This window comes from Flavobacterium sp. ZB4P23, assembly GCF_003970375.1.
Lineage (GTDB): Bacteria > Bacteroidota > Bacteroidia > Flavobacteriales > Flavobacteriaceae > Flavobacterium.
Genome location: NZ_RYDK01000009.1, coordinates 68,034 through 93,437 on the forward strand (window position 1 = coordinate 68,034; position 25,404 = coordinate 93,437).

21 protein-coding genes and 1 other RNA gene are annotated in these 25,404 nt (G+C 33.0%); 15 read left to right on the top strand and 7 right to left on the bottom strand.

From position 1 onward, the window contains the following. Positions 1-36: 36 nt before the first annotated feature. Positions 37-1,086 carry an AMP-binding protein gene (locus EKL99_RS13885; protein WP_126568661.1) on the bottom strand — a complete coding sequence of 350 codons (1,050 nt, stop codon included), beginning with the start codon at positions 1,084-1,086 and terminating at the stop codon, positions 37-39. A 41-nt stretch (positions 1,087-1,127) separates the two neighbouring features. Then, positions 1,128-2,039: a CPBP family intramembrane glutamic endopeptidase gene (locus tag EKL99_RS13890; RefSeq protein ID WP_126577147.1), complete on the bottom strand. Its 912-nt coding sequence runs from the start codon at positions 2,037-2,039 to the stop codon at positions 1,128-1,130. A 97-nt stretch (positions 2,040-2,136) separates the two neighbouring features. Here EKL99_RS13890 and EKL99_RS13895 point away from each other — a divergent pair, with 97 nt between their 5' ends. Together EKL99_RS13895 and EKL99_RS13900 are read left to right on the top strand one after the other, a co-directional pair. Continuing rightward, positions 2,137-2,481, top strand: a complete 345-nt coding sequence (locus EKL99_RS13895; protein ID WP_126555494.1) for an arsenate reductase family protein — start codon at positions 2,137-2,139, stop codon at positions 2,479-2,481. Positions 2,482-2,578: 97 nt separating this feature from the next. After that, entirely contained in the window at positions 2,579-5,032 is a 2,454-nt protein-coding gene (locus EKL99_RS13900) for an outer membrane beta-barrel family protein (RefSeq protein ID WP_126577148.1), read from the top strand. A 124-nt stretch (positions 5,033-5,156) separates the two neighbouring features. On the opposite strand, the gene EKL99_RS13905 is transcribed toward EKL99_RS13900, so the two are convergent. Beyond that, a complete protein-coding gene (locus EKL99_RS13905; RefSeq protein WP_091170588.1) occupies positions 5,157-5,321 on the bottom strand; it encodes a hypothetical protein in 165 nt (54 codons plus the stop codon). Between the two features lie 250 nt (positions 5,322-5,571). Here EKL99_RS13905 and fumC point away from each other — a divergent pair, with 250 nt between their 5' ends. After that, positions 5,572-6,969, top strand: coding sequence for a class II fumarate hydratase (fumC, locus tag EKL99_RS13910; RefSeq protein WP_126463367.1), 1,398 nt, complete (start codon positions 5,572-5,574; stop codon positions 6,967-6,969). Positions 6,970-7,177: 208 nt separating this feature from the next. Here the strand turns inward: fumC and EKL99_RS13915 are convergent, their stop codons facing one another. Both EKL99_RS13915 and EKL99_RS13920 read right to left on the bottom strand, forming a co-directional pair. Continuing rightward, complete coding sequence (locus EKL99_RS13915) at positions 7,178-8,185, bottom strand: LLM class flavin-dependent oxidoreductase (protein WP_126463369.1); 1,008 nt, start codon at positions 8,183-8,185, stop codon at positions 7,178-7,180. Positions 8,186-8,356: 171 nt separating this feature from the next. Further along, positions 8,357-9,559 (bottom strand): NAD(P)-dependent oxidoreductase, encoded by a 1,203-nt coding sequence (locus tag EKL99_RS13920; protein ID WP_126577149.1) that lies wholly within the window; start codon positions 9,557-9,559, stop codon positions 8,357-8,359. Positions 9,560-9,707: 148 nt separating this feature from the next. On the opposite strand from EKL99_RS13920, the gene EKL99_RS14575 reads away from it, so the two are divergent. The 8 genes from EKL99_RS14575 to EKL99_RS13960 all read left to right on the top strand — a co-directional run bounded on the left by EKL99_RS14575 (position 9,708) and on the right by EKL99_RS13960 (position 19,122). Next, on the top strand, positions 9,708-9,896 hold the full coding sequence (locus EKL99_RS14575; protein WP_197037256.1) for a hypothetical protein: 189 nt from the start codon (positions 9,708-9,710) through the stop codon (positions 9,894-9,896). Further along, the gene (locus tag EKL99_RS13925; RefSeq protein ID WP_126555487.1) at positions 9,808-11,007 is read left to right on the top strand and encodes a serine hydrolase; all 1,200 of its coding nucleotides are present in this window, start codon (positions 9,808-9,810) and stop codon (positions 11,005-11,007) included. The genes EKL99_RS14575 and EKL99_RS13925 overlap by 89 nt, the downstream gene beginning before the upstream one ends. Before the next feature lie 106 nt (positions 11,008-11,113). Next, positions 11,114-11,510: a transfer-messenger RNA gene (gene ssrA, locus EKL99_RS13930) on the top strand. A 593-nt stretch (positions 11,511-12,103) separates the two neighbouring features. Next, positions 12,104-12,688, top strand: a complete 585-nt coding sequence (locus tag EKL99_RS13935; protein WP_126555485.1) for a DUF6088 family protein — start codon at positions 12,104-12,106, stop codon at positions 12,686-12,688. Continuing rightward, complete coding sequence (locus EKL99_RS13940; protein WP_126577150.1) at positions 12,681-13,631, top strand: nucleotidyl transferase AbiEii/AbiGii toxin family protein; 951 nt, start codon at positions 12,681-12,683, stop codon at positions 13,629-13,631. Before EKL99_RS13935 ends, EKL99_RS13940 begins: the two co-directional genes overlap by 8 nt. 1,019 nt (positions 13,632-14,650) lie before the next feature. Next, positions 14,651-15,478 (top strand): phosphatase PAP2 family protein, encoded by an 828-nt coding sequence (locus EKL99_RS13950; protein WP_197037253.1) that lies wholly within the window; start codon positions 14,651-14,653, stop codon positions 15,476-15,478. Beyond that, complete coding sequence (eptA, locus tag EKL99_RS13955) at positions 15,459-16,988, top strand: phosphoethanolamine--lipid A transferase EptA (RefSeq protein WP_126577152.1); 1,530 nt, start codon at positions 15,459-15,461, stop codon at positions 16,986-16,988. The genes EKL99_RS13950 and eptA overlap by 20 nt, the downstream gene beginning before the upstream one ends. Before the next feature lie 781 nt (positions 16,989-17,769). Then, the gene (locus EKL99_RS13960; protein WP_126463381.1) at positions 17,770-19,122 is read left to right on the top strand and encodes a DEAD/DEAH box helicase; all 1,353 of its coding nucleotides are present in this window, start codon (positions 17,770-17,772) and stop codon (positions 19,120-19,122) included. 147 nt (positions 19,123-19,269) lie between these two features. Here the strand turns inward: EKL99_RS13960 and EKL99_RS13965 are convergent, their stop codons facing one another. After that, entirely contained in the window at positions 19,270-20,382 is a 1,113-nt protein-coding gene (locus tag EKL99_RS13965) for a lactonase family protein (protein WP_126562076.1), read from the bottom strand. 182 nt (positions 20,383-20,564) lie between these two features. Here EKL99_RS13965 and EKL99_RS13970 point away from each other — a divergent pair, with 182 nt between their 5' ends. The 4 genes from EKL99_RS13970 to EKL99_RS13985 all read left to right on the top strand — a co-directional run bounded on the left by EKL99_RS13970 (position 20,565) and on the right by EKL99_RS13985 (position 24,852). Further along, entirely contained in the window at positions 20,565-22,493 is a 1,929-nt protein-coding gene (locus EKL99_RS13970) for a BatA domain-containing protein (RefSeq protein WP_126577153.1), read from the top strand. A gap of 111 nt (positions 22,494-22,604) precedes the next feature. After that, positions 22,605-23,858, top strand: coding sequence for a dihydroorotase family protein (locus tag EKL99_RS13975; RefSeq protein ID WP_126577154.1), 1,254 nt, complete (start codon positions 22,605-22,607; stop codon positions 23,856-23,858). A gap of 13 nt (positions 23,859-23,871) precedes the next feature. After that, entirely contained in the window at positions 23,872-24,198 is a 327-nt protein-coding gene (locus EKL99_RS13980) for a hypothetical protein (protein ID WP_126577163.1), read from the top strand. Positions 24,199-24,201: 3 nt separating this feature from the next. Then, positions 24,202-24,852, top strand: coding sequence for an alpha/beta hydrolase (locus EKL99_RS13985; protein ID WP_126564445.1), 651 nt, complete (start codon positions 24,202-24,204; stop codon positions 24,850-24,852). 51 nt (positions 24,853-24,903) lie between these two features. Here EKL99_RS13985 and EKL99_RS13990 read toward each other — a convergent pair whose 3' ends face one another. After that, the gene (locus EKL99_RS13990) at positions 24,904-25,404 is read right to left on the bottom strand and encodes a hypothetical protein (protein WP_126555469.1); all 501 of its coding nucleotides are present in this window, start codon (positions 25,402-25,404) and stop codon (positions 24,904-24,906) included.

The following is a 25,404-nucleotide window of genomic DNA, read 5'->3' on the forward strand; positions in this document are numbered from 1 at the left end:
CCTCGTTTAGGCGGATGTTTTTTTATTAAAAACAATTTAAATACTTTCTGTAATTTCTTTTCGCTTTATTTTTCCGTTTTGTGTTTCAGCGAATTTTGCAACAAACAAAACCTCTTTTGGTTTTTCATACTTATCCAAAACATCAAAAACAGTTTCAGCTATAATTTGTTGTTCCCCTTCAATAATCAATACTAATTTTTCTCCTAAAACAAGATCTTGTTTTGCAGTGACAAAAAATCTGGAATGAATCATAGTAGCTAATTTTTCCTCGATTTGCTCTGGAATTAATTTAATTCCTCCGCTGTTTATGATGTTGTCAATTCGACCTAAAAAAATAAATTGGTTCTCATTGATCAGTTCTACTATATCATTAGTAACAATTGCTTCGCTTGAAATTTTAGGTGCATTAATAACCAGACAATCTCTGTCGTCTTTAGCTATTTTTATATTAGGTAATACTGAAAAAGCCATCTCACCTATTTCCTTTGCCGCAATATGCGTGATGGTTTCCGTCATTCCATAGGTCTCATATACTTTGGTTTTCAATTTACAAAGTCCTTTTTCAAGAGTTTTATTCATTTTAGCTCCGCCAACAATCATTTTTTTGACATTCTTCAACATTGTCAATGAATTTTGAGCCTGTAAAGGCACCATGGCAACAAAATCATATTTAGTTTCATTGTTTAACAAAGGATGTGAACTTGGCGCAACAAAATCAATATCAAGACCCAGGATAAAACTTCTTACAAACATCATTTTTCCGGCTATATATTTAGTTGGCAAACAATGTAAAGCTTTATTACCTGGTTGCAAATCAAAAAAATCACCGGTTGCAATGGCTGAATTTACCATGGCTTGTTTTTCTATTCGAATCACTTTTGGGATTCCAGTGGTGCCTGATGTATTCAATTCTAGATAGGATTTGTTGTCAAACCAATCTAGGATAAAATCACCCACAGCTTTTTCATATTCTTCCCCTTCTTTGATAAAACTATACGCTACTCTGCATAAATCGTTTCGATTTAGATGATAACCATTCATTTTAAATAGATTATGAACATTTTGATACGTAATTGTATTGACCATGATTGCGTTTTTTTTTATAAATTATTGAAACTGTTCTTTTACTAAATTTTTCCAGTTAATTTTTCTTTCCAATTTGTCCAGTTGTATTTTCTACTAAAGATAAATAAAAGTATCGGGTAAATAAAAACAACCGGCACAATAACATCTAATCCCGCAGATGGATCCGAAATATCCTTAAAAACAGAATGTGTCTGAAAGGCAGACCAATCCGAAGTGACCAGCAATGCACCCACTAAATTATTAGCTGCGTGAAATCCCAATGCGAGTTCCATACCCTCATCCATCAAGGTAATCATTCCAAGAAACAATCCGGTTCCTATATAATATACTAAAATAATAGGACCAATCTTAGCTACTTCAGGGTTAAACCAATGCATTCCCCCAAAAATAACAGAAGTCATCAGCAAAGGAAACCACTTGTTTTTAGCAAGGTTCGCAAATCCCTGCATCAAATAGCCTCTGAAAATATATTCTTCAGAACTAGTTTGTATCGGAATTAAAACAATACCGATGAGAACCAAAATAGCAAATGGAACAGGCTTAAAATTGATCACAAAATCACTTGGACTATAAAAATAAAATAACAACGTAGATACAACAGTAAATGCCGCCCAAATTAAAAAGGAAAATACGATTCTCTTCCAGTCTACTTTAGCTCTTGAAGTAGTTACCGAAAGTAGCGTTTGATGATGCAAATAACGCACAACCAAAATAATACTTCCCATGAGAACCACAAATGGAATCAGGACTAAAAACAGGGTTAAATTGGGTTCAAAAAACTGCATTACGGCTTCATTATTTAAAGGATAAGGTTTTCCTTTAACTGTTGTTTCATAAATTAAAAGAATTATAAGTGGCAACTGACCCAAAGTTGAAGCAAAAATAAATATAAATGACCCCTTAATATATTTCCAAAACGTATTCTCTGATTTTAATCCCTGCTCTATAAACATCTATTTTAATTTAATTTTATACTTGATTAGTTTCACAAACGTTATTTTTGTTACCACTAATCTAATGCTTTTAATAATTATTTAAAAACGACTAAATATGATACAAATATACCATAATTCACGTTGCGGAAAATCTAGAAATTGTCTTGCATTAATAGAAAAATCAGAAAAAGAGTTTGAAGTAATCAATTATCTGACAAGTCCGCCTACTTTTGAACAATTGTCTGCAATTATAAAGAAACTAAATATAACACCGATAGCATTGGTTCGTCAAAAAGAAAAAATTTGGATTGAAAATTTCAAAGGAACAACGATGAATGAGGAACAAATCATTCAAGCTATGCTATCAAATCCAATTCTGATAGAAAGACCCCTGGTTATCATGGGAAATAAAGCAATAATAGGAAGAGATTTAGAAAAAGTAGAGGCCTTTATTTCCTAAAATTCTTATTTTTTTAATTAACATTTTTTTATGATTTGTACTATTAAACCATCTCTTACTTTTACAATCTAACGACTGTAACCAAAGTTTTTTTAAAATGAAAAAAATGAAATCTGTTTTAATTGTAGTGCTTTTCTTTACTACACTATTTAGTTTTGCCCAACAAGCTCCCACCCAAAAAATTAAAATTTCCGGTAAAGTAATAGAAAAAATCAGCAAACAACCCTTAGAATATGCTACTATAACCTTCCTGAATCCTAACAATCCAAAACCGGTTGCCGGAGGAATAACAAATCCAAAAGGAGAATTTAATATAGAAGTTATTCCAGGTGTTTACGATATTAATATTGAATTTATTTCTTTCAAAGTAAATGAAATTAAGCAAAAAAACCTTCAGGTTAACACCAGTTTAGGATTGATTAGTTTAGAGGAGGATGCGAATCAATTAAATGAGGTTATTATTCGATCTGAAAAAACTACTGTCGAAATCAAATTAGATAAAAAAGTATACAACGTGGGTAATGACCTGATGGTAAAAGGTGGAACTGTAAGTGATGTGTTAGACAACATTCCTTCTGTAGCGGTAGATATTGAAGGAAATATAAGTCTTCGTGGAAACGATAATGTTCGCGTTCTTATTGATGGCAGACCCTCAAATGCCATAAATATCGCGGAAGCCTTGCGATTGATTCCTGCGGATGCCATTGAAAAAGTAGAAGTGATCACTAACCCATCAGCACGATACGATGCGGAAGGTGGTGGTGGATTATTAAATATCATTTTGAAAAAAGGAAAAAACCGCGGTTTAAACGGAACATTTATTGGCTCGGCAGGTTATCCTGAAAATAATGGTTTGAGTGGTACATTAAATTATAAATCTGACAACTTTAATCTTTTCACTACTCAAGGATACAACAAGCGGAACAGTCCAGGAAACGCTCTTACAAATACCAATTATTTAAATGCGGACAACACTATCAACAATATTGTAAATGAAACCCGAGAAAATGACCGATTTAGTAAAGGGTACAATGGAAATTTTGGAATAGAATTGTATTTAAACGAGACCACCGCATGGACCAATACATTCAATTACCGAAAAAATAACGGAGATAATCGGGATAATGTTTTTCAGAATTATTTTGAAGCAGACAATACTTTTGATTACACTCGCAACCGAATCAATTTAGAAAACAGTGATAGTGAAAATGTAGAATTTGCAACTAATTTTACTAAAAAATTCAAAAAAGAAGGACATAAATTAACCCTTGACGGTTCCTTTTCAACTAGTAAAGACCTCGAAATAGCAGTAATTACGGATAGAGCTACCAATACCGCTAAGGTAAAATTTGACAACACCCTCAACAACCAAAGTCAAAGTCGAAATTTACTACAGATGGATTATGTGTTGCCTATTGGCGAAGGAGGTCAGTTTGAGGCTGGATATCGTGGTGATTTTTCAGAATTACTCACGGATTATCAAGTTAAAAATGACGGCCTAATCAATAAAAACTTCACCAATACATTAGAATATAAGGAGAAAGTGAATGCTGTTTACACCCAATATGGAATGAAAATAAATAAATTTTCTGTCTTAGTAGGATTGCGTTTTGAGGATTCTAATATTAATATCAATCAATTGGCAACTAATGATTTTAATACTAAAAAATACAATAACTTTTTCCCAAGCGCCTTCTTTACTTATGAAATCTCAGACAAAAGCAGCGCTTCGGTAAGCTACAGCCGAAGAATACAAAGACCAAGAGGACGAATGTTGAATCCATTCAGCAACTTGTCTAGTAATATCAATATTTTTGTGGGAAATCCAGATTTAGATCCTGCTTTTTCAGATGCTATTGATTTTGGTTATATCAAAAGATGGGATAAACTTACCTTTAATACATCCCTATATGTAAATAAAACAACAGATGTTTTTCAATTTGCAAGAAGAGAATCCGGAGATTTCGTTAACGGCATACCAATAACAATCAGTTCACCAATTAATTTAGCTACAGAATATAGAGCAGGTTTTGAATTCACGTTAAATTATTCTCCGTACAAATGGTGGAAATTAAACGGGAATTTCAATTTCTTCAGAAACGAAACACAAGGAGATTTTGTTTATACTGATTTCAACAACAAAATAATTACACAAAATTTTGACAATATCGCAACATCATGGTTCACCAGAATCACCTCAAAAGTTTCGTTGCCGTACAAAATTGACTGGCAAACGAATGCGACTTATAATGGTGCAGAAAAAAGTGCTCAAGGAAATCGTCTAGGTGTTTTTAGTGCAAACTTAGCATTCAGTAAAGATATCATGAAAGACAAAGGAACGCTTTCGTTTAATATCAGCGATGTATTCAATTCCAGAAAAAGAATGATGGAAACAAACCTTCCCGGATTTGCAAACTCCTACGGTGAGATGCAATGGAGAGTCAGACAGTTTAGTTTGTCATTCACATATCGTTTTAACAAACCAAAAAACGAAAAAGAAAAACAGCCTAAAAAATTGCAAAATGATAACGAAGGAGATTATCAAGGATAATAAAGTAAGGACTCATGAAAATGGGTCTTTTTTTTTATAAATCATCAGAGCTAATAAAATTGAAAAGTATAAGCATAAAAAAAGGACTCCTTTTCAGAAGTCCTTTTTTTATTTAACAAACAGATTATACTGATTGTTCTTTCTTTGCTTTTCTTTCTTTATACATTTCCCATAAAGCACCGCCAATCCAATATTGAACGAAACCTACAAGAAAAAACATTAACCAAAATCCTATAGTAAGGATGGTTAAGAAAAGTAAAAAGCCTAAATACTGTGAAAATTCAAACATGTTTTCCGGAATTTTTGAATGTAGCCACAAATGTAAGTTTAATTCCTTTTCGTACCAATAAAAAACCATAAAAACTATCAATCAATTTTTATAAAAAAGGAATTATCCGTATTTTTGAACTCAGAATTTGGAGCTATTTCCCGCTGTACGCTCCAATCTTTTCTTTTTGAAAATAAAAAGAAAAGGATTTCCGTTGCCATCGGGGCTAAAAACGTAATAAACAACATAATTATTCTTAAATAACAACAAAATGAAATTCAGAATAGAAAAAGACACCATGGGTGAAGTGCAGGTTCCCGCTGACAAATACTGGGGTGCACAAACAGAACGTTCCAGGAACAACTTCAAAATAGGCCCATCAGCTTCCATGCCAAAAGAAATCGTGGAAGGTTTTGCATATCTTAAAAAAGCAGCGGCGTATGCCAATTGTGATTTAGGAGTTTTACCAGTCGAAAAAAGAGATGCCATTGCTGCGGTTTGTGATGAAATTCTAGCCGGAAAACTAGATGATGAATTCCCATTGGTAATTTGGCAAACGGGTTCTGGTACACAAAGTAATATGAACGTGAACGAAGTAGTTGCCAATCGTGCTCAAGTTCTCAAAGGATTCAACATTGGCGAAGGCGAACAATTCATCAAAGCCAATGATGATGTAAATAAATCCCAATCTTCAAATGACACCTTCCCTACCGGAATGCACATTGCAGCCTACAAAGCAGTAGTTGAAGTTACTATTCCCGGAGTTGAAAAATTAAGAGACACGCTTCATGCCAAAGCAGTTGAATTTAATACAGTAGTCAAAATAGGTCGGACACATTTAATGGATGCTACGCCACTAACATTAGGTCAGGAAATTTCAGGATATGTAGCACAATTGAACTACGGTTTGAAAGCGGTTAAAAATACATTGGCACACTTATCCGAAGTAGCTTTAGGAGGAACAGCCGTAGGAACAGGATTGAATACTCCTGATGGATACGATGTAAAAGTTGCCGAATACATCGCTGAATTTACCGGACATCCATTTGTAACTGCCGAAAATAAATTTGAAGCACTTGCCGCGCACGATGCCATTGTAGAAACGCACGGTGCCTTAAAACAACTAGCCGTTTCATTGAATAAAATTGCCAATGACGTCCGTATGCTGGCTTCTGGACCACGTTCCGGAATTGGAGAAATCCTTATTCCTGAAAATGAGCCGGGATCTTCCATCATGCCAGGAAAAGTAAACCCAACACAATGTGAAGCATTGACAATGGTTTGCGCACAAGTGATGGGTAATGATGTTGCCATCTCTGTGGGAGGAATGCAAGGTCATTATGAATTAAATGTTTTCAAACCTTTGATGGCTGCAAATTTCTTGCAATCAGCCAGATTACTTGGTGATGCTTGTATGTCTTTTGACGAACATTGTGCACAAGGAATTGCACCTAACTACAAACGTATTCAAGAATTAGTTGACAACTCATTGATGTTAGTTACGGCTTTGAATACTAAAATTGGGTATTACAAATCAGCTGAAATTGCACAAACTGCACATAAAAACGGAACAACTCTCAAAGAAGAAGCTGTTCGTCTAGGCTACGTAACTCCAGAAGATTTTGATGCTTGGGTTAAACCCGAAGATATGGTGGGAAGCCTTAAATAATTAATTATCAATGTTGAATTTTTAATTATTAAGCTGTAAATTAGAAACCCTGCAATGTAACGTTGCAGGGTTTCTTTGTATGTATTTATATTTTAAATAGCAAAATTTAAAAATTGATCTTTACTTACATGGCTTATCTGATTATTTTTTTTTACCAGATAAGTCAATTAAGTTTCTTTATGCTTTGAGAAAGAATGTCTTATAGTTTTTATTTCTTATTAATTGTATCCATAACTTCTTTCATGATTCGAATGCTTTTCAATTTGTCTTCATGATCAAAAATTGGGCTTGTAATCATCAATTCATCAATTTGCGTATATTCGATAAATTGTTTCAATTCTGTTTCTAATTTCTTTTTGCTTCCTACAAACGAACAAGCAGTCATTTGATTCACATGAAAATGTTCTTCTTCACGCATAATCCCATCTAGCGAATCAACAGGCGGTTGTAATTGTTTTCTATCATTCCGAATCAAGTTCAAAAACATTTGAGTCAAACTGGTTGATAATTTTTCCGCTTCTTCATCCGTATCAGCAGCTATGGCGTTTACACAAGCCATAGTTTTGGGTGCTTCTAAAAATTGGGAAGGTTTGAAATTTTCTCGATAAAACTCAAATGCCTGATGCATTAGTTTTGGCGCAAAATGACCGGCAAAGGCATACGGCAAACCATTGGCAGCAGCCAAAGCAGCACTATCCATACTGGAACCTAAAATCCAAATGGGAACATTCGTTCCTTCGGCTGGAAAAGCACGCACTTTGGCTATAGCATTATCTTTAGAGAAAAATTCTTGCAGTGCGGCAACATTTTGAGGAAATCGCTGCGATTGCTCAAAGAAATCTTTCCGAATCGCTTGTGCGGTTAATCCATCTGTTCCCGGCGCTCTTCCTAATCCTAAATCAATCCTGTTGGGGAACAATATTTCTAAGGTTCCAAACTGTTCCGCTATAATTAACGGAGCATGATTGGGTAACATTATACCCCCAGAACCCACTCGGATATTCTGAGTCTGGCTGGCAATATAACCAATCAGAACAACCGTTGCTGTACTGGCTACATTAGCCATATTATGATGTTCGGCTAGCCAAAAACGGTCGTACTCTAAACTGTCTGCCAGTTGCGCCAGTGCTGTTGTTTTTTTAAATGTTTCGTTTGCATCGCTATCTTGAGTAATTAATGCTAACTCTAATATGGAAATTGGAATCTTTTTAGTCATTATAAATTTCTGATTTTATACAAAAATAATCATTTTCGGTCGAGCCAAAAATTGTCTGGTGTTAATTGATTTATAATATTATAAAACCAAAAAAAAACATGTCTAAAAACTTTTAATAAAAAAAACCGGCAACGTTGTATTCAGGGCTTTTGGATTCATAAGAAAAAAGATTTATTTTCCATCAACATAATTTTGTAAATAACTAAATCGTGGAGTCAGTTTTCCGTTTTCAGTTATTTTGGCTCTTTGCAAAATTCCATCTTTATCTCCATTGAAAAATGCAGGAATTACATGTTCCATGAACATTTCTCCAAATCCCTCACTGGCATCTTTAGGCAATTCACACGGCAAATTATCAACTGCCATAACCACAATTGCCGCAGGATGAAACACATCCACTTCTTTATCTTCATTTGGCACATACCCATAGAGAGGTTCAGCAATTGTTGATGATCTGAGGGTGCAGGCTATTGGCCCATTCACATCACAAGAAACATCTGCCACTACTTTGATCTTGCAATCATTGGATTGAAGCATTTCTCGGGTCAAAATTACCGGAGCCTCATTGGCATGAAAATGTCCTGTTATATAGATATCAGACACTTTTGTAAATCTTTCGAAATCAGAAACATATTCTTTTGGATTGTGATAAAAATCAATAAAATCTAAAACCTGCCCGTCTTTTCTTTTGTTATATTCTAAGACATCTATTTGAGTATAAACAGGCTGCGAATAGTTTTTAGTTAAATAATTCTCCACCGAAACTTCCTTTATTTTTATAGCATCCAAAATTTCTTTGGCTCCGTTTCCCACTTTTCCTGTTCCTGTAATAACAAATTTTAAAGGCGGTAATACTAATCGTTTTAAATGAGCTATTAAGGCTTCTTTACCGGATAATGTTTCTGCTTTTGGCAATTTGAACAATTCGAATTTTATTCCAAAAGCACGAATACTGTTGTATGCCCCTACTATCCCTGCATAACGACCAAAACCAATTAACCTGCGATTGTTAGCATCTACAATTGTTTCATAATCGTACAAATCGATATTTTTTTCTAAAACAGCCTGCAATAATTTTTTGTTATAGGGCTGTTCTTTTATGGTATGCGAAAAAAAGAAATAGGTTTTGTTAGGAATCAAATTTTTTACCGGTACTTCTTTTACCCCAAACAAAACATCACAATCACTGATATCATCAGTCAATTCGATGCCTTGATTTTCATATTGAGAGTCGGTAAAAACTCTAATATCAGAGTATTCTACCTTTACCATACACTCTTGATACTGTTGTTTCAGCTTTGTTAATTCATTAGGTGAGAAAACAACTCTTCTGTCCGGCGGATTTTTCCGTTCTTTTAAAATTCCAAATTTCATACGTTTTGAATGCTTTTGATTTAGTTTAATATAACTTTGTATCGTTTATTTGTTACAAATGTAACAAATAAACGAATTTGAATTTATTTTAAAATTAAAATCTGCAGGCAGTACACTCCTAGTCACTGAAGTACAAAATGATACAAAAATGAGTACCCTGTCTACTGATAAAATAGTGTTAAGGTTTAGAAAAAATAACAAACAAAAAGGCTTTGATTCTATATATTTGCCTTTCCAGCACCACAGAAATGAATTTTATAAAAAAAACAAAGATACTACATATATACCTCCTCTTTTTGATTTTGAGCTCCTGCGCCAAGGAGAAAAAGAAAGTTGAATTAAGTGATGCCCAACTTCCAAAGAGTACATTGCCTAAAATGAAGCCGTTAACAAACCTAGAGCCCAAACTTACCGCGGAATATGTCGATTCAAAAAGAAAAGAAATAGACTCTTTTTACAAAAAAAATTGGCCCAATAACAGCGCAAATGGAAGTTTTCTGGTTGCTAAAAACGGTCAAATTATTTATGAAAAATATGAAGGGTATGCAAATTTCAAAGATAAAACAGTCATTACTAAATCTACGCCGCTGCACATTGCATCTGTCAGCAAGGTTATTACGGCAACGGCTATTTTAAAATTAGTAAACGCAAAAAGAATCGAATTGGATCAAAAGGTAAATACAATCCTGAAGGAATTTCCTTATCCCGAAATTACGATAAAAACATTATTGAATCACAGAAGCGGCATGCGTAATTACGCCTATTTTACAGATCGAGACAAAACGATATGGGACCGACACAACATACTTTCCAATCAAGACATACTGACGATCATGGCTACAAAAGACATTGGTTTAGAATTCAAAACCGATACCCGTTTTAGTTACTGCAATACCAATTATGCCATGTTAGCACTAATAATTGAAAAAATCACAAAACTTCCCTATAAAGAGGCTATGAAACAAATTATTTTCAAGCCACTTAATATGAAAAATACGTATGTTTTTGATTATGAAAGAGATAAAGATACTGCCGTTACATCCTACAAAGGAAACAAAGTCGAGATAGGAAAAGATTACCTGGATGCCGTTTATGGAGATAAAAATATCTATTCTACACCACGTGATTTATTAAAGTTTGACAGAGCCAGAAATAGCGCTGCTTTTTTAACACCTGAACTACAAAGTCAGGTATATAAAGGCTACAGTAATGAACGCAAAGGAACAAAAAATTATGGTTTGGGGATTCGAATGGTCAATTGGGAAACGGGACAAAATTTTTATTTCCACAACGGCTGGTGGCATGGAAATACTTCAGCCTATATTACTTTGAGAAAAGAAGGAGTTACTATTATAGCACTTTCTAATAAATTTACACGAAAAACGTATAATGTACGAAAATTAGCTGTTTTATTTGGCGACTATCCATTCAAATTAAGAGATGAATAAAAAAAAGAATGATTTTAGAATAGTGATACTAGATTTGCAATAGTAATCCCAATAAAAAGTGTAAATTTGCAAACTTAAAATTCAGGATTGGAATTTTAAACAAAAAGGGGTCGACTGGTTTTGACAGCAAGTCGAATTGATAAGTAAGCACGTCGAGCATTGAGACCTTGCTCGTAAATATAAGATCTTACCATTTTACACGGCGAAAATAACTACGCTTTAGCTGCATAATCCGAATTATAGTACGATTAAGCCACGTTCCTATCAGATAGGAAAGCTGGATTCTCCTTGAAAGCCTTGGTTTGTGGCGTTCAGTTTAGGAGAACCGTAAAAATAAACCTAGATTTCCATGAGCTTCGGGTGGATTTCAAAATTAAGAAGATAAGTATCGTGTGGCTGTTTCTGGCCTAGCACAGTATCGAAAACTCAATCAGAAAATAAACGCGTAGAAAGCTTTTTAGTTGCTTGTTTGGACCCGAGTTCGATTCTCGGCGACTCCACTGGATGGGATGATTGAAAAATCATCCCTTTTTTTATTATATAAAAACAAACCTTTTTCCTTCATTAATAGGTGATTACGAGACAATAAATCAATCATTGTAGGTGTTCGATAGATACCATCCTGATAGTATAAGTTGCTGTCGAACACCAGTTTTACAAATTCTCTCTTTTGGGTAATATTAGCTCGATTATATATTGATTTTAAATCAACAAGTAAATCCAAGTTTTTTTGTAAAATTGTAAGTGTATGTTTATCTACTTGGCTTAAACGAGTAATAGAATTTTTGCAAGATGTGATTGCAGTACTACACTTAACGCTGAATTGTCGTATGGTCAACCTGAACTCCCCTCATTTTCATTATTTCCTCAACATCACGATAGCTTAACTTAAATCAAAGTTTGAAATATACAGCTTGAAGAATAATAGATTGTGAATAGCAGTGACCTTTGATATTCATGGATCGAATGATTTAAAAGCGCTAAAGATAAAAAATTATTTTAGATTAGACAGAACTAAATAGAGTTATGTAAAACATATTGCATGAATTTTCAATAAAAATATATGCAATTAAATAATATTTATTAACTTTGTAACATGAATAAATTACAAGAATTAAAAAAACATTTAAAACGAGGAAAAGTATACCGTAGGGCTGATTTGTCCAAATGGTCAAAATCCGTTGACCGCCATTTAGATGAGTTGGTGCAGGAAGGCACTTTGCAAAAACTGTCACAAGGCTTATACTATTATCCCGAAGTAACAGTCTTTGGAGAAACACCTCCAGAAGAAGAAGTATTGGTGCGCTCTTTTCTCAAAGACAAACGTTTTTTGGTAACTTCCTTAAATGCTTATAATTCTCTGGGAGTAGGAACCACTCAGTTATACAACAGCAAAACGGTTTACAACCACAAACGTCATGGAGATTTCAACCTCGGCGGTATGACATTTTCATTTAGGGTAAAACCTCATTTCCCATTAAAAGCCACCCCAGAATTTTTATTGGTAGACCTGTTAAACAATCTCGACCAATTAGCTGAAGACCCAAAAGAAGTAGTGTCAAAAGTGAGATTGAAAGCAAAAACAATGGATGCTAAAAAACTAAAAAAATCACTTCAGGAGTACGGCAGTGTTAAAGCAAAAAAATTGTTGGAACCTGTTATAACAGCACAATATGTCTGATTACTTACACAACCATAAAAACTTCCGTGATCTCCTGCGTATTGTAGGAGCAGAATTAAATATCGAACCTGGACTTATCGAAAAAGACTATTGGATTATGCATGTGTTGTTCGGGCTAAAACAGCAAGGGTTTCAATTCGAACTCAAAGGAGGTACTTCTCTATCCAAAGGATATGAAATTATACACCGTTTCTCCGAAGACATCGACCTCCATATCAAACCACCGGCTGAAATGGAAATAAATGAAAACCCAAACAACAATAAGCCCCGGAATATTCAAAAAAGAAAAAATTTTTATGATGGATTGGCAGATGAAATAAAAATAAACGGAATCATAGCAGTAAAAAGAGATGAAACATTTGACGACCTAAAGCAATACCGCAGTGGAGGCATACGATTACATTATGAGAGTATAATGGAAACAATTGAAGGAGTTAAAGAAGGAATTTTACTGGAAGTTGGATTTGACACGGTAACACCAAACAACCCTCTAACAATATCGTCTTGGGCATACGAAAAAGCAATACAGCAAAAAGTAGACATAATTGACAATCGGGCTGTAGATATTGCCTGCTATCACATTGGGTACACTTTTGTCGAAAAACTACAAACAATTGCAACCAAATTTAGGCAGGAGCAGGAAGATAAAATAGAAAGACAAAATTTGATGCGCCAGTACTACGATGTCTATAGTCTGTTACAAGATAATACAGTAAAATCATTCATAGGCACAAAAGAATATCAGAAACACAAAGAAGCTCGTTTTCCTCCCAAAGACTATGAAATACCCATTGCTGATAATGAAGCTTTTTTATTGAAGAATTTAGAACTTAGAGAGCGATTTATAAAACGCTATAAAAAAACGGAAAAATTGTATTACAAAGGCCAACCTGACTTTGACGAACTACTTGTTGAAATCGGTAAATGGGTTGAGAAATTGTAGTTTTCTAAATTAAGCCATGCTTTTGAATAATTTTAAATCTAAATATTTCATTATATTTGCTATGGGTGGATTCTAAAATTTTCGAGTCAAAATTGAGGAGCAAAAGCAAGACCCTAGGATAATAAAAGTTATTAAAACGTAACAATATCAACCGGTTAGAAATGGAATACAAATCCCTCTTTCTCCGCAAAAGAAAAACCTAATTTTTTTTCATATTTATATATATACTTTTTTCTATTACTCTAATCTCTAAAGTGTTCGACTGTGAAAAAGAGTTCGACAGTCGAACTCTAACGGTTCTTTTAAACACAACTTTTTATCTTTAAAAAACTTAGAATTATTGAAAAATGTTAAAAACAGTTAGGTAAATATTTTAAACCTAAAAAATAATCATTGAATTAAAAAAAAAATCAAATCACTTAAAATCAAATGATTACATTACAATTTTAAGCTGTCAAAAAAAGTTAATATAGGAATTAGGTGTTCGATTGTAGTCCCATCGACTCCACTTTAAAAAAATAGTAATAAGCTGTATTTTAAGCTTTTACGATTTTTTTATTTTACTATTTCCCAACAAAATAAATTAAAATTTATTTACAATAGAATACAATCCTATTTTTTGTTTTTAGCTTGTAAATTCCATTCCTGATTCATAGAAGCGTTTCACAGAAAACATTGTTATATGGCTTTGCATATCCCTCTTTTATCAAAATTTCGTTTAAAACTCTACCAATCATTCAGAATTAGATAGCCAAGTTTGCTTTATTCTAACCTAAATAGTTACAGATAGGATAATTCACTCCGCAATTAGGTTCGAACATAAGGGTGAATCGATGCGTAAAAAAATGAAAAATAATTAGAAAAAAATATCTAATTTTGACCCCAGAAAACATCGTTAAAAAAGTGGTACAGTTTCACCGGAATACTTATTAAGTGGTTCGTTAACCGAATAAGGTGTCATAAATGTATGTGAGTTTTAAATAAATTTGTTCATCTAAATCTGAAAACATAAAATTATAATGAATGTAAAAGTTATTAATAATTACGCCAAACTAAAAATAACTTTGTTTTTTTTACCGCTTATATTGTTATTGGTTATTCTTATATTTCTTTTCAGCCAAGATTCTTTAACTACTTTTAAGTATGTACAAATTCAAAAGGACTACTTTTTATATATTAACCATTATTTAGGTCAATATCCAAATTTAGAATACAATCTTACCCAATTAGGGGATACCTCTGTTTTTTTGTCATTTTTAATTATTTTCATCGTGTATGCTCCTAAAATATGGGAGGCAATATTAACAGCTTCATTGGCTTCCCTCCTATTTTCTTGCCTCTTAAAAAACTTGTTCTTAGTACCTCGACCTGCTCAAATTTTTGACAATCATAGTTTTATCATTGTAGGAAAAACAGCTATCGGATTTAGTAGTTTGCCTTCTGGGCATTCCATTACAGTTTTTACTATACTCACCGTTTTGTTGTTTGCATTTATGACTGAAAAGTTAAACTATAAAATCTTATGGGTCTTTTCTGTTGTATTTACAGGATTGATTATTGTGTTTTCCAGAGTGGGTGTTGGAGCACATCATCCGCTAGACGTCATTATAGGCAGTGTTATAGGATATATTTCGGGTCTTATTGGTATTTTTGCCAGCCGAAAATATAAAATATGGAATTGGGTGAATAATAAAAAATACTATCCAATTTTTATTCTGTTGATTGTGATCTGCGGTATTTCATTCATCATCAAAATAAATCGAGAAAATTTCATCATATTTGATTTGGCGTTAATTAGTTTAATTGTTTCACTTTATAAAATAATTCATGTATACGTTAAAAAATAATTTAAAATTAACTCGTTTTGTCTTATTGATGAGTTTTCTTAATTTTATATTCTTTCATTATCCGTTTTTTAAATTTGTGTTTAATAACGTTGAATATAAAAACTTGAACGGAATGTTTTTAATTCTTAGTTTGATGATTCTAATGTTAGTGCTAAATGCTTTCGTTTTTTTTCTGCTTTTTTTCCTGTCGCGTTATGTTGGGAAATTTCTTTTAGTGTTGTTCTTTATAATAAATTCAGTTGCCGTTTACTTCGTTAATACCTATAGTGTTATCATTGACGAAAGTATGATAGGCAATATACTTAATACCAATTATGACGAGTCTAGCAGTTTTTTTTCGTTCAAATTAGTTGTATACTTACTTTTTCTGGGCATAATTCCTAGTATTTATATCATCAAAGTTAAAGTCATAAATGTTACAGTAAAAAGATTTTTTGTCCTGATCTCATTGACTTTATTATTTATTTTAGGTTTAGTAATTGCCAATTCAAGTAATGTTTTGTGGATTGATAAAAATTCAAAAACTTTGGGCGGACTTGCAATGCCTTGGTCTTATACTGTAAATATTTCACTTTTTTATGCACATGAATCCAAAAAAAATGAAAAAGAAATTTTATTACCAAATGCAACAATAAAAGATAATCAAAAATCAGTTGTAGTTTTAGTTATTGGCGAATCTGCAAGAAGTCAAAATTTTTCTTTGTATGGATACAACAAAAACACAAATCCCCTACTCTCTAAAACTAATAATGTATTTCATTTTAATGCAAAATCGGATGCAACCTATACCACTGCAGGTGTGAAAAGTATTTTAGAACATAAAAACACCGATGATTTGTATGAAATTTTGCCCAATTATTTGCATCGAAATAATGTTGAGGTTATTTGGAGAACAACAAATTGGGGAGAGCCACCAATTCATATAAAAAATTATCAAAACAGAGCATTTCTAATGCCAAATTGCAAAGGCGATGGCTGTAATTATGATGAAGTACTTTTGAGCGGATTAAAAGAACAAATTTTAGCCAGTAAAAAGAATAAAATATTAATCGTTTTACATACAAGTACAAGTCATGGGCCTACATACAGCAAGAAATATCCCTCTGAATTTGAGACTTTTAAACCCGTTTGCAAAAGCGTTGAATTAGCTAATTGTTCTCAAACAGAACTAATCAATGCTTACGACAATACCATTGTGTATACCGATTATATATTAGCCAATATAATTAAAGATTTAAAGCAATTGACTACCTATAAAAGTACTATGATTTTTGTGTCTGACCATGGTGAATCTTTGGGAGAAAAAAACCTATACATGCATGGTTTACCTTTGAGTATTGCACCAAAAGAACAATATGAAATCCCTTTTATAGTTTGGTATTCTGATAACAGTTCAAAACATTTAAAACCTAATGAGATGTTGTCTCAAAACCATGTATTTCACAGTGTTTTAAATTTTTTAAATATTCAAAGTCCTATTTATAACGAAGAATTGAACATTTTTAAATAAGTAAAACTTCGTATCTCTTTTAGTAAAAACATTTTTAACCCTTGTAATTCAGTGCTTTTTATTCACAAACTATTTAAAATGATTACTTTCAAGAAATCGATCATTTGATTTATATTGTCAATATAGTAGTGACCAAAAGAGCATTACCGTTTTTCGGTTTCTGGCGTTGCGAGTTTTTAAGTCCTGCTTGACTATTTTCTGCTTGAAGTATAATCTTAATTAACCTGGATTTGTTGATTTGTAAAAGTATATTTGCTATTCTTTCCATATCTTGGTTGAGACACTATTTATCATCAACCGTCAATTCATTGCTAATTTAATTATAAAACTTCGAGGTCGGTATCTAACTAACCGCATATTATTTCTTTATGACAAATATTATTTGCCTTTACCATCCTTTTGATATAAATTATTAAATATTGTGCATCTAAGTAATGACTAAAATTTAATGTCGTATTTTAATAAAGCACTAAATTTCTTTACCACAGATTTCACAGATTAGCACAGATTAATTCGTTATGTAATTTTAAAAATATTTTTAATCCTTACAATCTGTGGCAAAAACTCTTTTTAATAATTGCGACAATATATCTTTCTTGCTACTTATCAAATAAATACACTAACAACAAACATATTTATCACGTATAATCTGTTGAATTTAATATAATTTGCTTGAAAAATTAAATGGAAAACTGGTGATTTTAATGCGTTTGATTTGTGATATTTATCATTTTTAGAGCATTACTTTCAAAAAGACTATATTTGCAAAAAATTTAAGCAAATGACTACTTTTGAGCAATTCAATCTTCCTAAATCCGTACAAAAAGCGATAGATGATTTAGGGTTTACAACTCCTACTCCTATTCAAGAAAAAACATTTTCTGTGATAATGTCAGGAAGAGATATGATGGGAATCGCTCAAACCGGTACTGGTAAAACATTTGCTTACCTTTTGCCTTTGTTGAAACTATATAAATTTACTCCCGGGCATACCCCAAAAATAGTGCTCCTGGTTCCTACTCGTGAACTTGTTGTACAAGTTGCGGAAGAAATTGAGAAATTGACAAAATACATGTCGGTTCGTACTATTGGAATCTTTGGAGGTGTCAATATCAATACCCAAAAGAAAGCAGTGTATGCAGGTTGCGACATACTAGTGGGAACTCCAGGAAGAATCATGGATTTAACGCTGGATAATGTGATTCGTTTTGAAGAAATGCAAAAGCTGGTAATAGATGAGTTTGATGAAATGCTGAATTTAGGTTTCCGTACCCAATTGACCTCTATATTGGCCATGATGCCTAAAAAACGTCAAAACATTCTGTTTTCAGCAACTATGACAGATGAAGTAGATGCGATTTTGAATGATTATTTTGATTATCCTCAAGAAGTTACGCTTTCGGCATCAGGAACACCTCTGGAAAACATCAAACAAATATCCTATCAGGTTCCTAATTTTAATACTAAAATAAACCTTTTAAAACACTTATTGCAAAACAACGAAGACATGAGCCGTGTGCTGGTGTTTGTCAATAATAAGAAAATTTCTGATATGGTTCACGAACGAATCGAGGAGGATTTTGAAGGTCAGTTTGGAGTAATTCACTCGAATAAATCACAAAATTATCGTTTGAGTACGATGGCTTCGTTCCAAGAAGGAAATTTACGTGGTTTGATTACTACTGACATCATGGCCAGAGGTTTGGATATTTCTAATATTACCCACGTTATCAATTTTGAAATGCCTGAATTACCTGAACTATATATGCACAGAATTGGTCGAACCGGTCGTGCAGATGCTACAGGAACCGCTATAAGTCTTATCGCACCTCGCGAAGAAGAATTTAAAGTAGAGATTGAAGTGCTGATGAATATGGAATTAGCTATTGAACCTTTCCCAGAAACCGTAGAAATTTCATCAAAATTAATTGAACCTGAAAAAGAGAGACAACCGATCAAGTTTATGATGAAAAAACAAAAACTTGACGGAGATGGCGCTTTTCAAGAGAAAAGTAAAAAGAATAAAAAAGTCAATTTAGGCGGCCCTGGTGTAACTAAGAAAAAAACACATGGTTCTGTAAATAGGAATATGCTAAAAACCAGAGACAAAAAGAGAAAAGACAAGAACAAATAGTGATCAGTATTCCGTGTTTAGTGTTCATTTTCTAAATCCTGATTTTTTTCTGAACATCGGGGTCTAAAGATAAAAACAAAAATAAATAGTAAAAAGTGTTGAAAAATAATTTTCGTTTTTCAATACTTTTTTTGTGAGTTTTTAATTTTAATTCTTAGTAAAAACCAAGCAAACCGGAGAACACAAAACAATTTTTTTGCCAGTATCAGCAAGCAATCCAGTCTTTTTATTTCTTTTAAAAATCACTACATCATTGGTATATTGATGTGCTACCACAAGAAAATTTCCCGTTGGGTCAATGGTGAAATTTCGAGGTCCTTTTCCTAAACTACTGGTTTGCCCTTTCAATAGTAATTTTCCGTTTTTTAGAATTTCAAAAATGGTGATATTATTTGCTTCGCCGCGATTAGAGGCATATAAAAACTTCCCGTCAGGTGAAATATGGATATCCGCAGCACTAAATGATCCTTTGAAATCTTTGGCTAAAATAATCGTTTCATCAATCTTTGTCAATGTTCCGTTAGAATAACTAAATACTGTTAGCGCGCCGTCCAGTTCCTGTAATAAATAAACAAATTTACCATCTTTGCTAAAGGTTAAATGTCTGGGTCCACTCCCGGATTTCACTGAAATGCTGTCTTTTAATTCTAAAACAGTGTGTTCAGCATTAGGATTATAAGCGTATGAATATACTTTGTCATTCCCTAAATCGTTAGACAAAACAAACTTTTTATCTGGAGAAAAATGAACCATGTGTACGTGCGGACCTTCTTGTCTTTGTGTATTAGTTCCTTTTCCATAATGTTGAATAACTTGCTTCGCTTCAGCTAGACTTCCGTCGTTATTTTTAGCAAAAACGGAAATATTTCCCCCGGAATAATTAGCAACAATTACATTTTTATCGTCATTGATTATGTAACAAGGATCCGCACCCTTGGAGCTTTGCTTGTTGATTAAGTCTAATTTTCCTCTTGCTGGATTATAGCTAAAAGAACTCACCGTACTTTTAGTCCCATTTTCGTTTACGGAATACACAAAATTATTATTTTTTGAAACCGTTAAATAACTGGGATTTATAACCTTTTCAGTCGCATTTTTAAAACTGAAATCGCCTGTGTTTGAATCAAAATCATATACATAAATTCCTTTACTGTCACAACTTTGGGTATAGGTTCCTATTAGTAAATTCAATTTGTTTTTTTGTGCATGAACACTTGTAAAAAGGAAGATTAATAGAAGAACCGCAAACGGCTTTTTCATGTTTTTAAAATTTATTAGAAAGCTAAAATACACATTATATTCCTAATGAATGTCACTAGTTTATTCCTTTGAAAAATTATAACAACTTCATCTAAAACTGTCAACAAATTTGTATTTTTGACTCCTGAAATTCAATGAACACCGTTGAAAACAAAATACAGTAAAGTAAACTCAACCTCAGAATGCATTTTAAACATCCCGAAATTTTATACTTTCTGTTCTTGTTGATTGTTCCAATTTTGGTTCATTTGTTTCAATTACGCCATTTCAAAAAAGAATATTTCACCAATGTTCGGTTCTTAAAAGCACTTTCAATTCAAACCAGAAAAAGCTCTAAAATCAAAAAATGGTTGCTTCTCGCCTGTCGTTTATTACTTCTAACTTGCCTTATTTTCGCATTTTCGCAACCTTTTTTCGAGTCCCAAGACAGCAAAAATGCCACCAATGAATTGTATATTATTTTGGACAATTCTTTTAGCATGCAAGCCAAAGGCAAAAAAGGGGAATTATTAAAAAGAGCGGTTCAGGAATTACTTGAAGAAACTCCGGAAAATGTAAATTTTTCTTTAATTACCAATTCCGAAAATTATTGGAACACGGATATAAAGTCTGTTCGTAGTGCTTTACAAAATCTAAAATACAGCCCAACTCCGTTCCAATTAGACAATATAATGGCAAAAATAAAAGCGCATAAATCAGCTTTTAATAAAGATATCGTCATCATTACGGATGCGGTAGGTCTTGATGAACAACAACTGAAAAATAGTGATGCAACTGATTCTCCTTCATTTATAATTCCAAAAGCAGAACAAAAAAACAATGTTTCTATTGACAGCGTATTCATCCATAAAATAGTAGAAAATTTTTATGAAATTAGTGTCCAAATATCCAGTTATGGCAAGAATTTCAACCCGATTCCAATTTCTCTATACAATGAAAACAAGCTTATTGCTAAAACGATAACAACTTTAGACACAAAGAAAAAAAACCTCAGTTTCACGATTCCTAAACAATCCTTTCATGGTTATTTTTCTATAGTTGACAATGGTTTGTCTTATGACAACACGTTGTTTTTCAGTATTTCAAAAACGAAGAAAACCAACATTATCAGCATTGGAGAACTAGCGAAAAGCAACTTCCTTTCCAGAATTTATACCAGTGAAGAATTCAATTATAACAATTATACCTTAAGCACCTTAGACTATAATAAACTGGAAGAACAAGACGCGATTATTCTTAATGAATTGAATGAAATTCCGCAAGCTTTGGCAACCACATTGAACTCTTTTGTAGAAAAAGGCGGCAATTTAATTGTGATTCCTTCGGCGATAAGTTCCATTACCAATATGAATTCTTTTTTGTCGAATTTTGGAAACCTCAAATTTAGTTCTTTAGAAAATAGAGAAAAATTGATTACTAAAATCAACTTCAATCATCCTATATTCCATAGTGTTTTTGAAAATAAAGTGACTAATTTTCAATATCCAAAGACAAAAAAATCTTTTGTAATATCCAGTTCCTCTCCTGCAGCTTTGTCTTATGAAGATCAAAGCGTTTTCTTGACATCGATAGCAAATTCGGTTTCAGCAGTTAGTTTTTTTGCTGCTCCTATTAACATCGAAAATTCAAATTTTCAGCAATCTCCATTAATTGTACCTACATTTTACAAGATGGCGATGCACAATCAAAACAACGGAGTAAATGCCTTGATAATTGGTAATAACAACCCGCATTTTATAGAAGCATCGCTAAACAAAGGCGCTATTTTAACGGCAAAAGGCTTAGACGAACAATTTATTCCTATCCAACAAATTCTGAATAATAAAGTCAAAATGACTTTCAATGATTATCCGATACAAGCAGGGAATTTCAGCATTTACAATACAAAAGAGTGGATTGAAAACATTAGTTTCAATTACAACCGAACCGAAAGTGATTTGGCTTCAGCCAATGAGACTATTCTTTCTGACTATAAAACAATCGAATCAATACCATCGTTCTTTGACACTTTACAAACTGACAGAACTGATAATCAAATTTGGAAATGGTTTGTTATCTTTGCACTGTTATTTCTAATAACCGAAATGGCAATTATACGATTCGTAAAGTAAATAACGAAGTTCAATACTTAAAAATCAATATAAAATGAGCATGAATGTACTTTAGTCATAAAAGTCAATGCAAATTTCATATTCAATCAAAAAAACAAATAGTATCTACATATGAAATTAATCCTCAGAGACGCCAAAATTATCGATTCGAAAAGTCCCTTTCATAATAAGACTGCAGATATTTTAATTGTTGATGGTTTTATACAAAAAATTGGAACCTGGCTCCCAAATCTGGATAAAGCAGAAGAAATACAACTTGATAATTTACATGTCTCCCAAGGCTGGTTTGATAGTAGCGTTTCGCTCGGGGAGCCTGGTTTTGAGGACCGTGAAACCATATCAAACGGACTTACTGTAGCTGCCAAAAGTGGTTTCACGGCAATCGCATTACAACCCAACTCCTTTCCTATTATTGACAATCAATCCCAAGTCAATTTTGTTTTGAACAAAGCACAAGGATTTGCAACTCAACTGTATCCTATCGGCGCTTTGAGTAAAGAAAGTGCAGGAAAAGACATGGCTGAATTATATGATATGAAAAAAGCGGGAGCCGTTGCTTTTGGAGATTATAATAAAAGTTTAGATAATGCTAATTTGCTAAAAATAGCCTTACAATACGTTCAGGATTTTGATGGATTGATTCTTGCTTTTTCCCAAGACGAAAATATAAAAGGAAATGGAGTGGCCAATGAAGGCATAGTTTCGACCCGACTGGGTTTGAAAGGAATTCCAAATCTTGCCGAAGAAATACAAATTGCACGGAATTTATTTCTGTTAGAATATACTGGGGGAAAACTTCATATTCCAACTATTTCAACTAAAAAATCAGTACAATTAATCAAAGAGGCTAAGGCCAATGGACTGCAGGTAACCTGCAGTGTTGCTGTGCATCATTTAGTTCTAACTGATGAAAAACTGGAAGGTTTTGATACCCGTTATAAAATTTCTCCACCGCTTAGAACTGAAACCGATAGGAAAGCATTACTGAAAGGAATAAAAGACGGAACGATCGATATGATTACATCCGACCATAATCCGATGGATATTGAGCACAAAAAAATGGAATTTGATGGAGCCAAGAGTGGAACTATTGGTCTGGAAAGTGCTTTTGGAGCTTTGATGACTGTTTTGCCATTAGAAACCGTAATAGAAAAACTCACTTCAGGAAAAACAACTTTTGGCATCGAAACAGTATCAATTAATCAAGGTTCAAAAGCAAATATTACCTTATTTAATCCGGAACCAAAAAGCATTTTTACAAAATCATCCATTTTATCCAAATCTAAAAACACTGCTTTTTTAGGAACTGAACTAAGAGGTAAAGTGTACGGAATTGTTAATCAAGAAAAATTAATTTTAGCATAAAAAAATGAATACTATTAATAATAATACAGAGTCAGGAAAGACGGCCGCAATCACCAGTTATATTTTAGGAATTGGCGTATTTATTGCCATGTCTATGAACTCCGAAGACAAAAATGAATTTGCTTCATTTCACATCCGTCAAGGACTGGGACTAACTTTAACATTCATATCACTGGGATTAATCATCAGCAATTTTGACAGCCTAATGATTTCGGCTCCCATGTGGATTTTCGTATTTGTTTTATGGTCTTACGGTATTACCAGTGCTATAAAAGGAGAAACAAAACCGGTTCCATTATTGGGAACGTATTATCAAAAATGGTTATCAAACATCTCATAATCCATGAATTTATCTTTAGAATATAAAATACGAGAGCCTAAAATAAAATTAGACGAAAATCCACTTTTACTTTTATTGCACGGATACGGCAGCAATGAAGATGATTTATTTTCATTTGCAACCGAGCTTCCTGATGAATATTATATTGTTTCAGCACGTGCGCCTTATAACATGCAATACGGTGCATATGCATGGTATGCAATCAATTTTGATGCGGATCAAAATAAATTTTCGGATCACGATCAAGCCAAAGTTTCAAGAGATTTAATTGCCGGATTTATTGATGAATTAATTCAAACCTACCCCATAAATACTGAGAAAGTCACATTGATTGGCTTCAGCCAAGGATCTATATTGAGTTATGCAGTTGCACTTTCGTACCCTGAAAAGGTTCAGAAAGTAGTTGCGATGAGCGGGTACTTAAATTTAGAAATTGTCACTGAGGATTACCTAAAAAACAACTTTCATACCCTGAAAATATTTGCTTCACATGGAACAGTGGATCAAGTAATTCCAGTTGAATGGGCTAGAAAAACACCAGCAATAGTAGAAAATTTAGGGATAAATATAACCTACAAAGAATATCCTATAGGTCATGGAGTTGCTCCACAGAATTTTTATGACTTCAAAAACTGGATTTTAGAGAATGAATAAATAATATTTGTGCCGTATTCAGGTCTTTATAAACGGAATACGGCACCTTAATTATTTTTGGTACAACAACGATTGATTGACCTCAAAAGAAATACTTTTATCTTCATTGACAAAATATTTCAACAAAACTTCACCCCAAATTTCACCATCACTATAATCAGCAATAATCCATCTGTGGTTTAGTATTTTGACTTTGTTAATAATAAATTTATTTGTGCTAATTTGATCTTGACCCGTATACGGATTTCCCTTTGGGTTGGCGTTCAAATCCAATAATTTTTCAGTGACGAAAGGAATCAATTTCTCGTATTGAATTGTTTTGTTAGCGCTTGTAGTATCAAAATAATTTTGAGCATTCTCATTTTTTTCCAAAGAAAAATAGTTGGCATCCACTAATTGATTCGAAACCAAACTCAGACTGTCTCTTAATTTTTTAGTGGTTTTTTCATATCTAGTTTGCTCAAATACTACTTGTTTACTCAAAAACATATACGTAAAAACAGTAGAAAGCACAGCCAGAATAGTAAGGTACAGGAATAATGAATTTTTCAT

Bases quoted from the DNA above. Each gene is read 5' to 3' on its own strand.
- EKL99_RS13885 (WP_126568661.1), bottom strand. From the start codon at position 1,086: ATGGTCAATACAATTACGTATCAAAATGTTCATAATCTATTTAAAATG.
- EKL99_RS13890 (WP_126577147.1), bottom strand. From the start codon at position 2,039: ATGTTTATAGAGCAGGGATTAAAATCAGAGAATACGTTTTGGAAATAT.
- EKL99_RS13895 (WP_126555494.1), top strand. From the start codon at position 2,137: ATGATACAAATATACCATAATTCACGTTGCGGAAAATCTAGAAATTGT.
- EKL99_RS13900 (WP_126577148.1), top strand. From the start codon at position 2,579: ATGAAAAAAATGAAATCTGTTTTAATTGTAGTGCTTTTCTTTACTACA.
- EKL99_RS13905 (WP_091170588.1), bottom strand. From the start codon at position 5,321: ATGTTTGAATTTTCACAGTATTTAGGCTTTTTACTTTTCTTAACCATC.
- fumC (WP_126463367.1), top strand. From the start codon at position 5,572: ATGAAATTCAGAATAGAAAAAGACACCATGGGTGAAGTGCAGGTTCCC.
- EKL99_RS13915 (WP_126463369.1), bottom strand. From the start codon at position 8,185: ATGACTAAAAAGATTCCAATTTCCATATTAGAGTTAGCATTAATTACT.
- EKL99_RS13920 (WP_126577149.1), bottom strand. From the start codon at position 9,559: ATGAAATTTGGAATTTTAAAAGAACGGAAAAATCCGCCGGACAGAAGA.
- EKL99_RS14575 (WP_197037256.1), top strand. From the start codon at position 9,708: ATGAGTACCCTGTCTACTGATAAAATAGTGTTAAGGTTTAGAAAAAAT.
- EKL99_RS13925 (WP_126555487.1), top strand. From the start codon at position 9,808: ATGAATTTTATAAAAAAAACAAAGATACTACATATATACCTCCTCTTT.
- EKL99_RS13935 (WP_126555485.1), top strand. From the start codon at position 12,104: ATGAATAAATTACAAGAATTAAAAAAACATTTAAAACGAGGAAAAGTA.
- EKL99_RS13940 (WP_126577150.1), top strand. From the start codon at position 12,681: ATGTCTGATTACTTACACAACCATAAAAACTTCCGTGATCTCCTGCGT.
- EKL99_RS13950 (WP_197037253.1), top strand. From the start codon at position 14,651: ATGAATGTAAAAGTTATTAATAATTACGCCAAACTAAAAATAACTTTG.
- eptA (WP_126577152.1), top strand. From the start codon at position 15,459: ATGTATACGTTAAAAAATAATTTAAAATTAACTCGTTTTGTCTTATTG.
- EKL99_RS13960 (WP_126463381.1), top strand. From the start codon at position 17,770: ATGACTACTTTTGAGCAATTCAATCTTCCTAAATCCGTACAAAAAGCG.
- EKL99_RS13965 (WP_126562076.1), bottom strand. From the start codon at position 20,382: ATGAAAAAGCCGTTTGCGGTTCTTCTATTAATCTTCCTTTTTACAAGT.
- EKL99_RS13970 (WP_126577153.1), top strand. From the start codon at position 20,565: ATGCATTTTAAACATCCCGAAATTTTATACTTTCTGTTCTTGTTGATT.
- EKL99_RS13975 (WP_126577154.1), top strand. From the start codon at position 22,605: ATGAAATTAATCCTCAGAGACGCCAAAATTATCGATTCGAAAAGTCCC.
- EKL99_RS13985 (WP_126564445.1), top strand. From the start codon at position 24,202: ATGAATTTATCTTTAGAATATAAAATACGAGAGCCTAAAATAAAATTA.
- EKL99_RS13990 (WP_126555469.1), bottom strand. From the start codon at position 25,404: ATGAAAAATTCATTATTCCTGTACCTTACTATTCTGGCTGTGCTTTCT.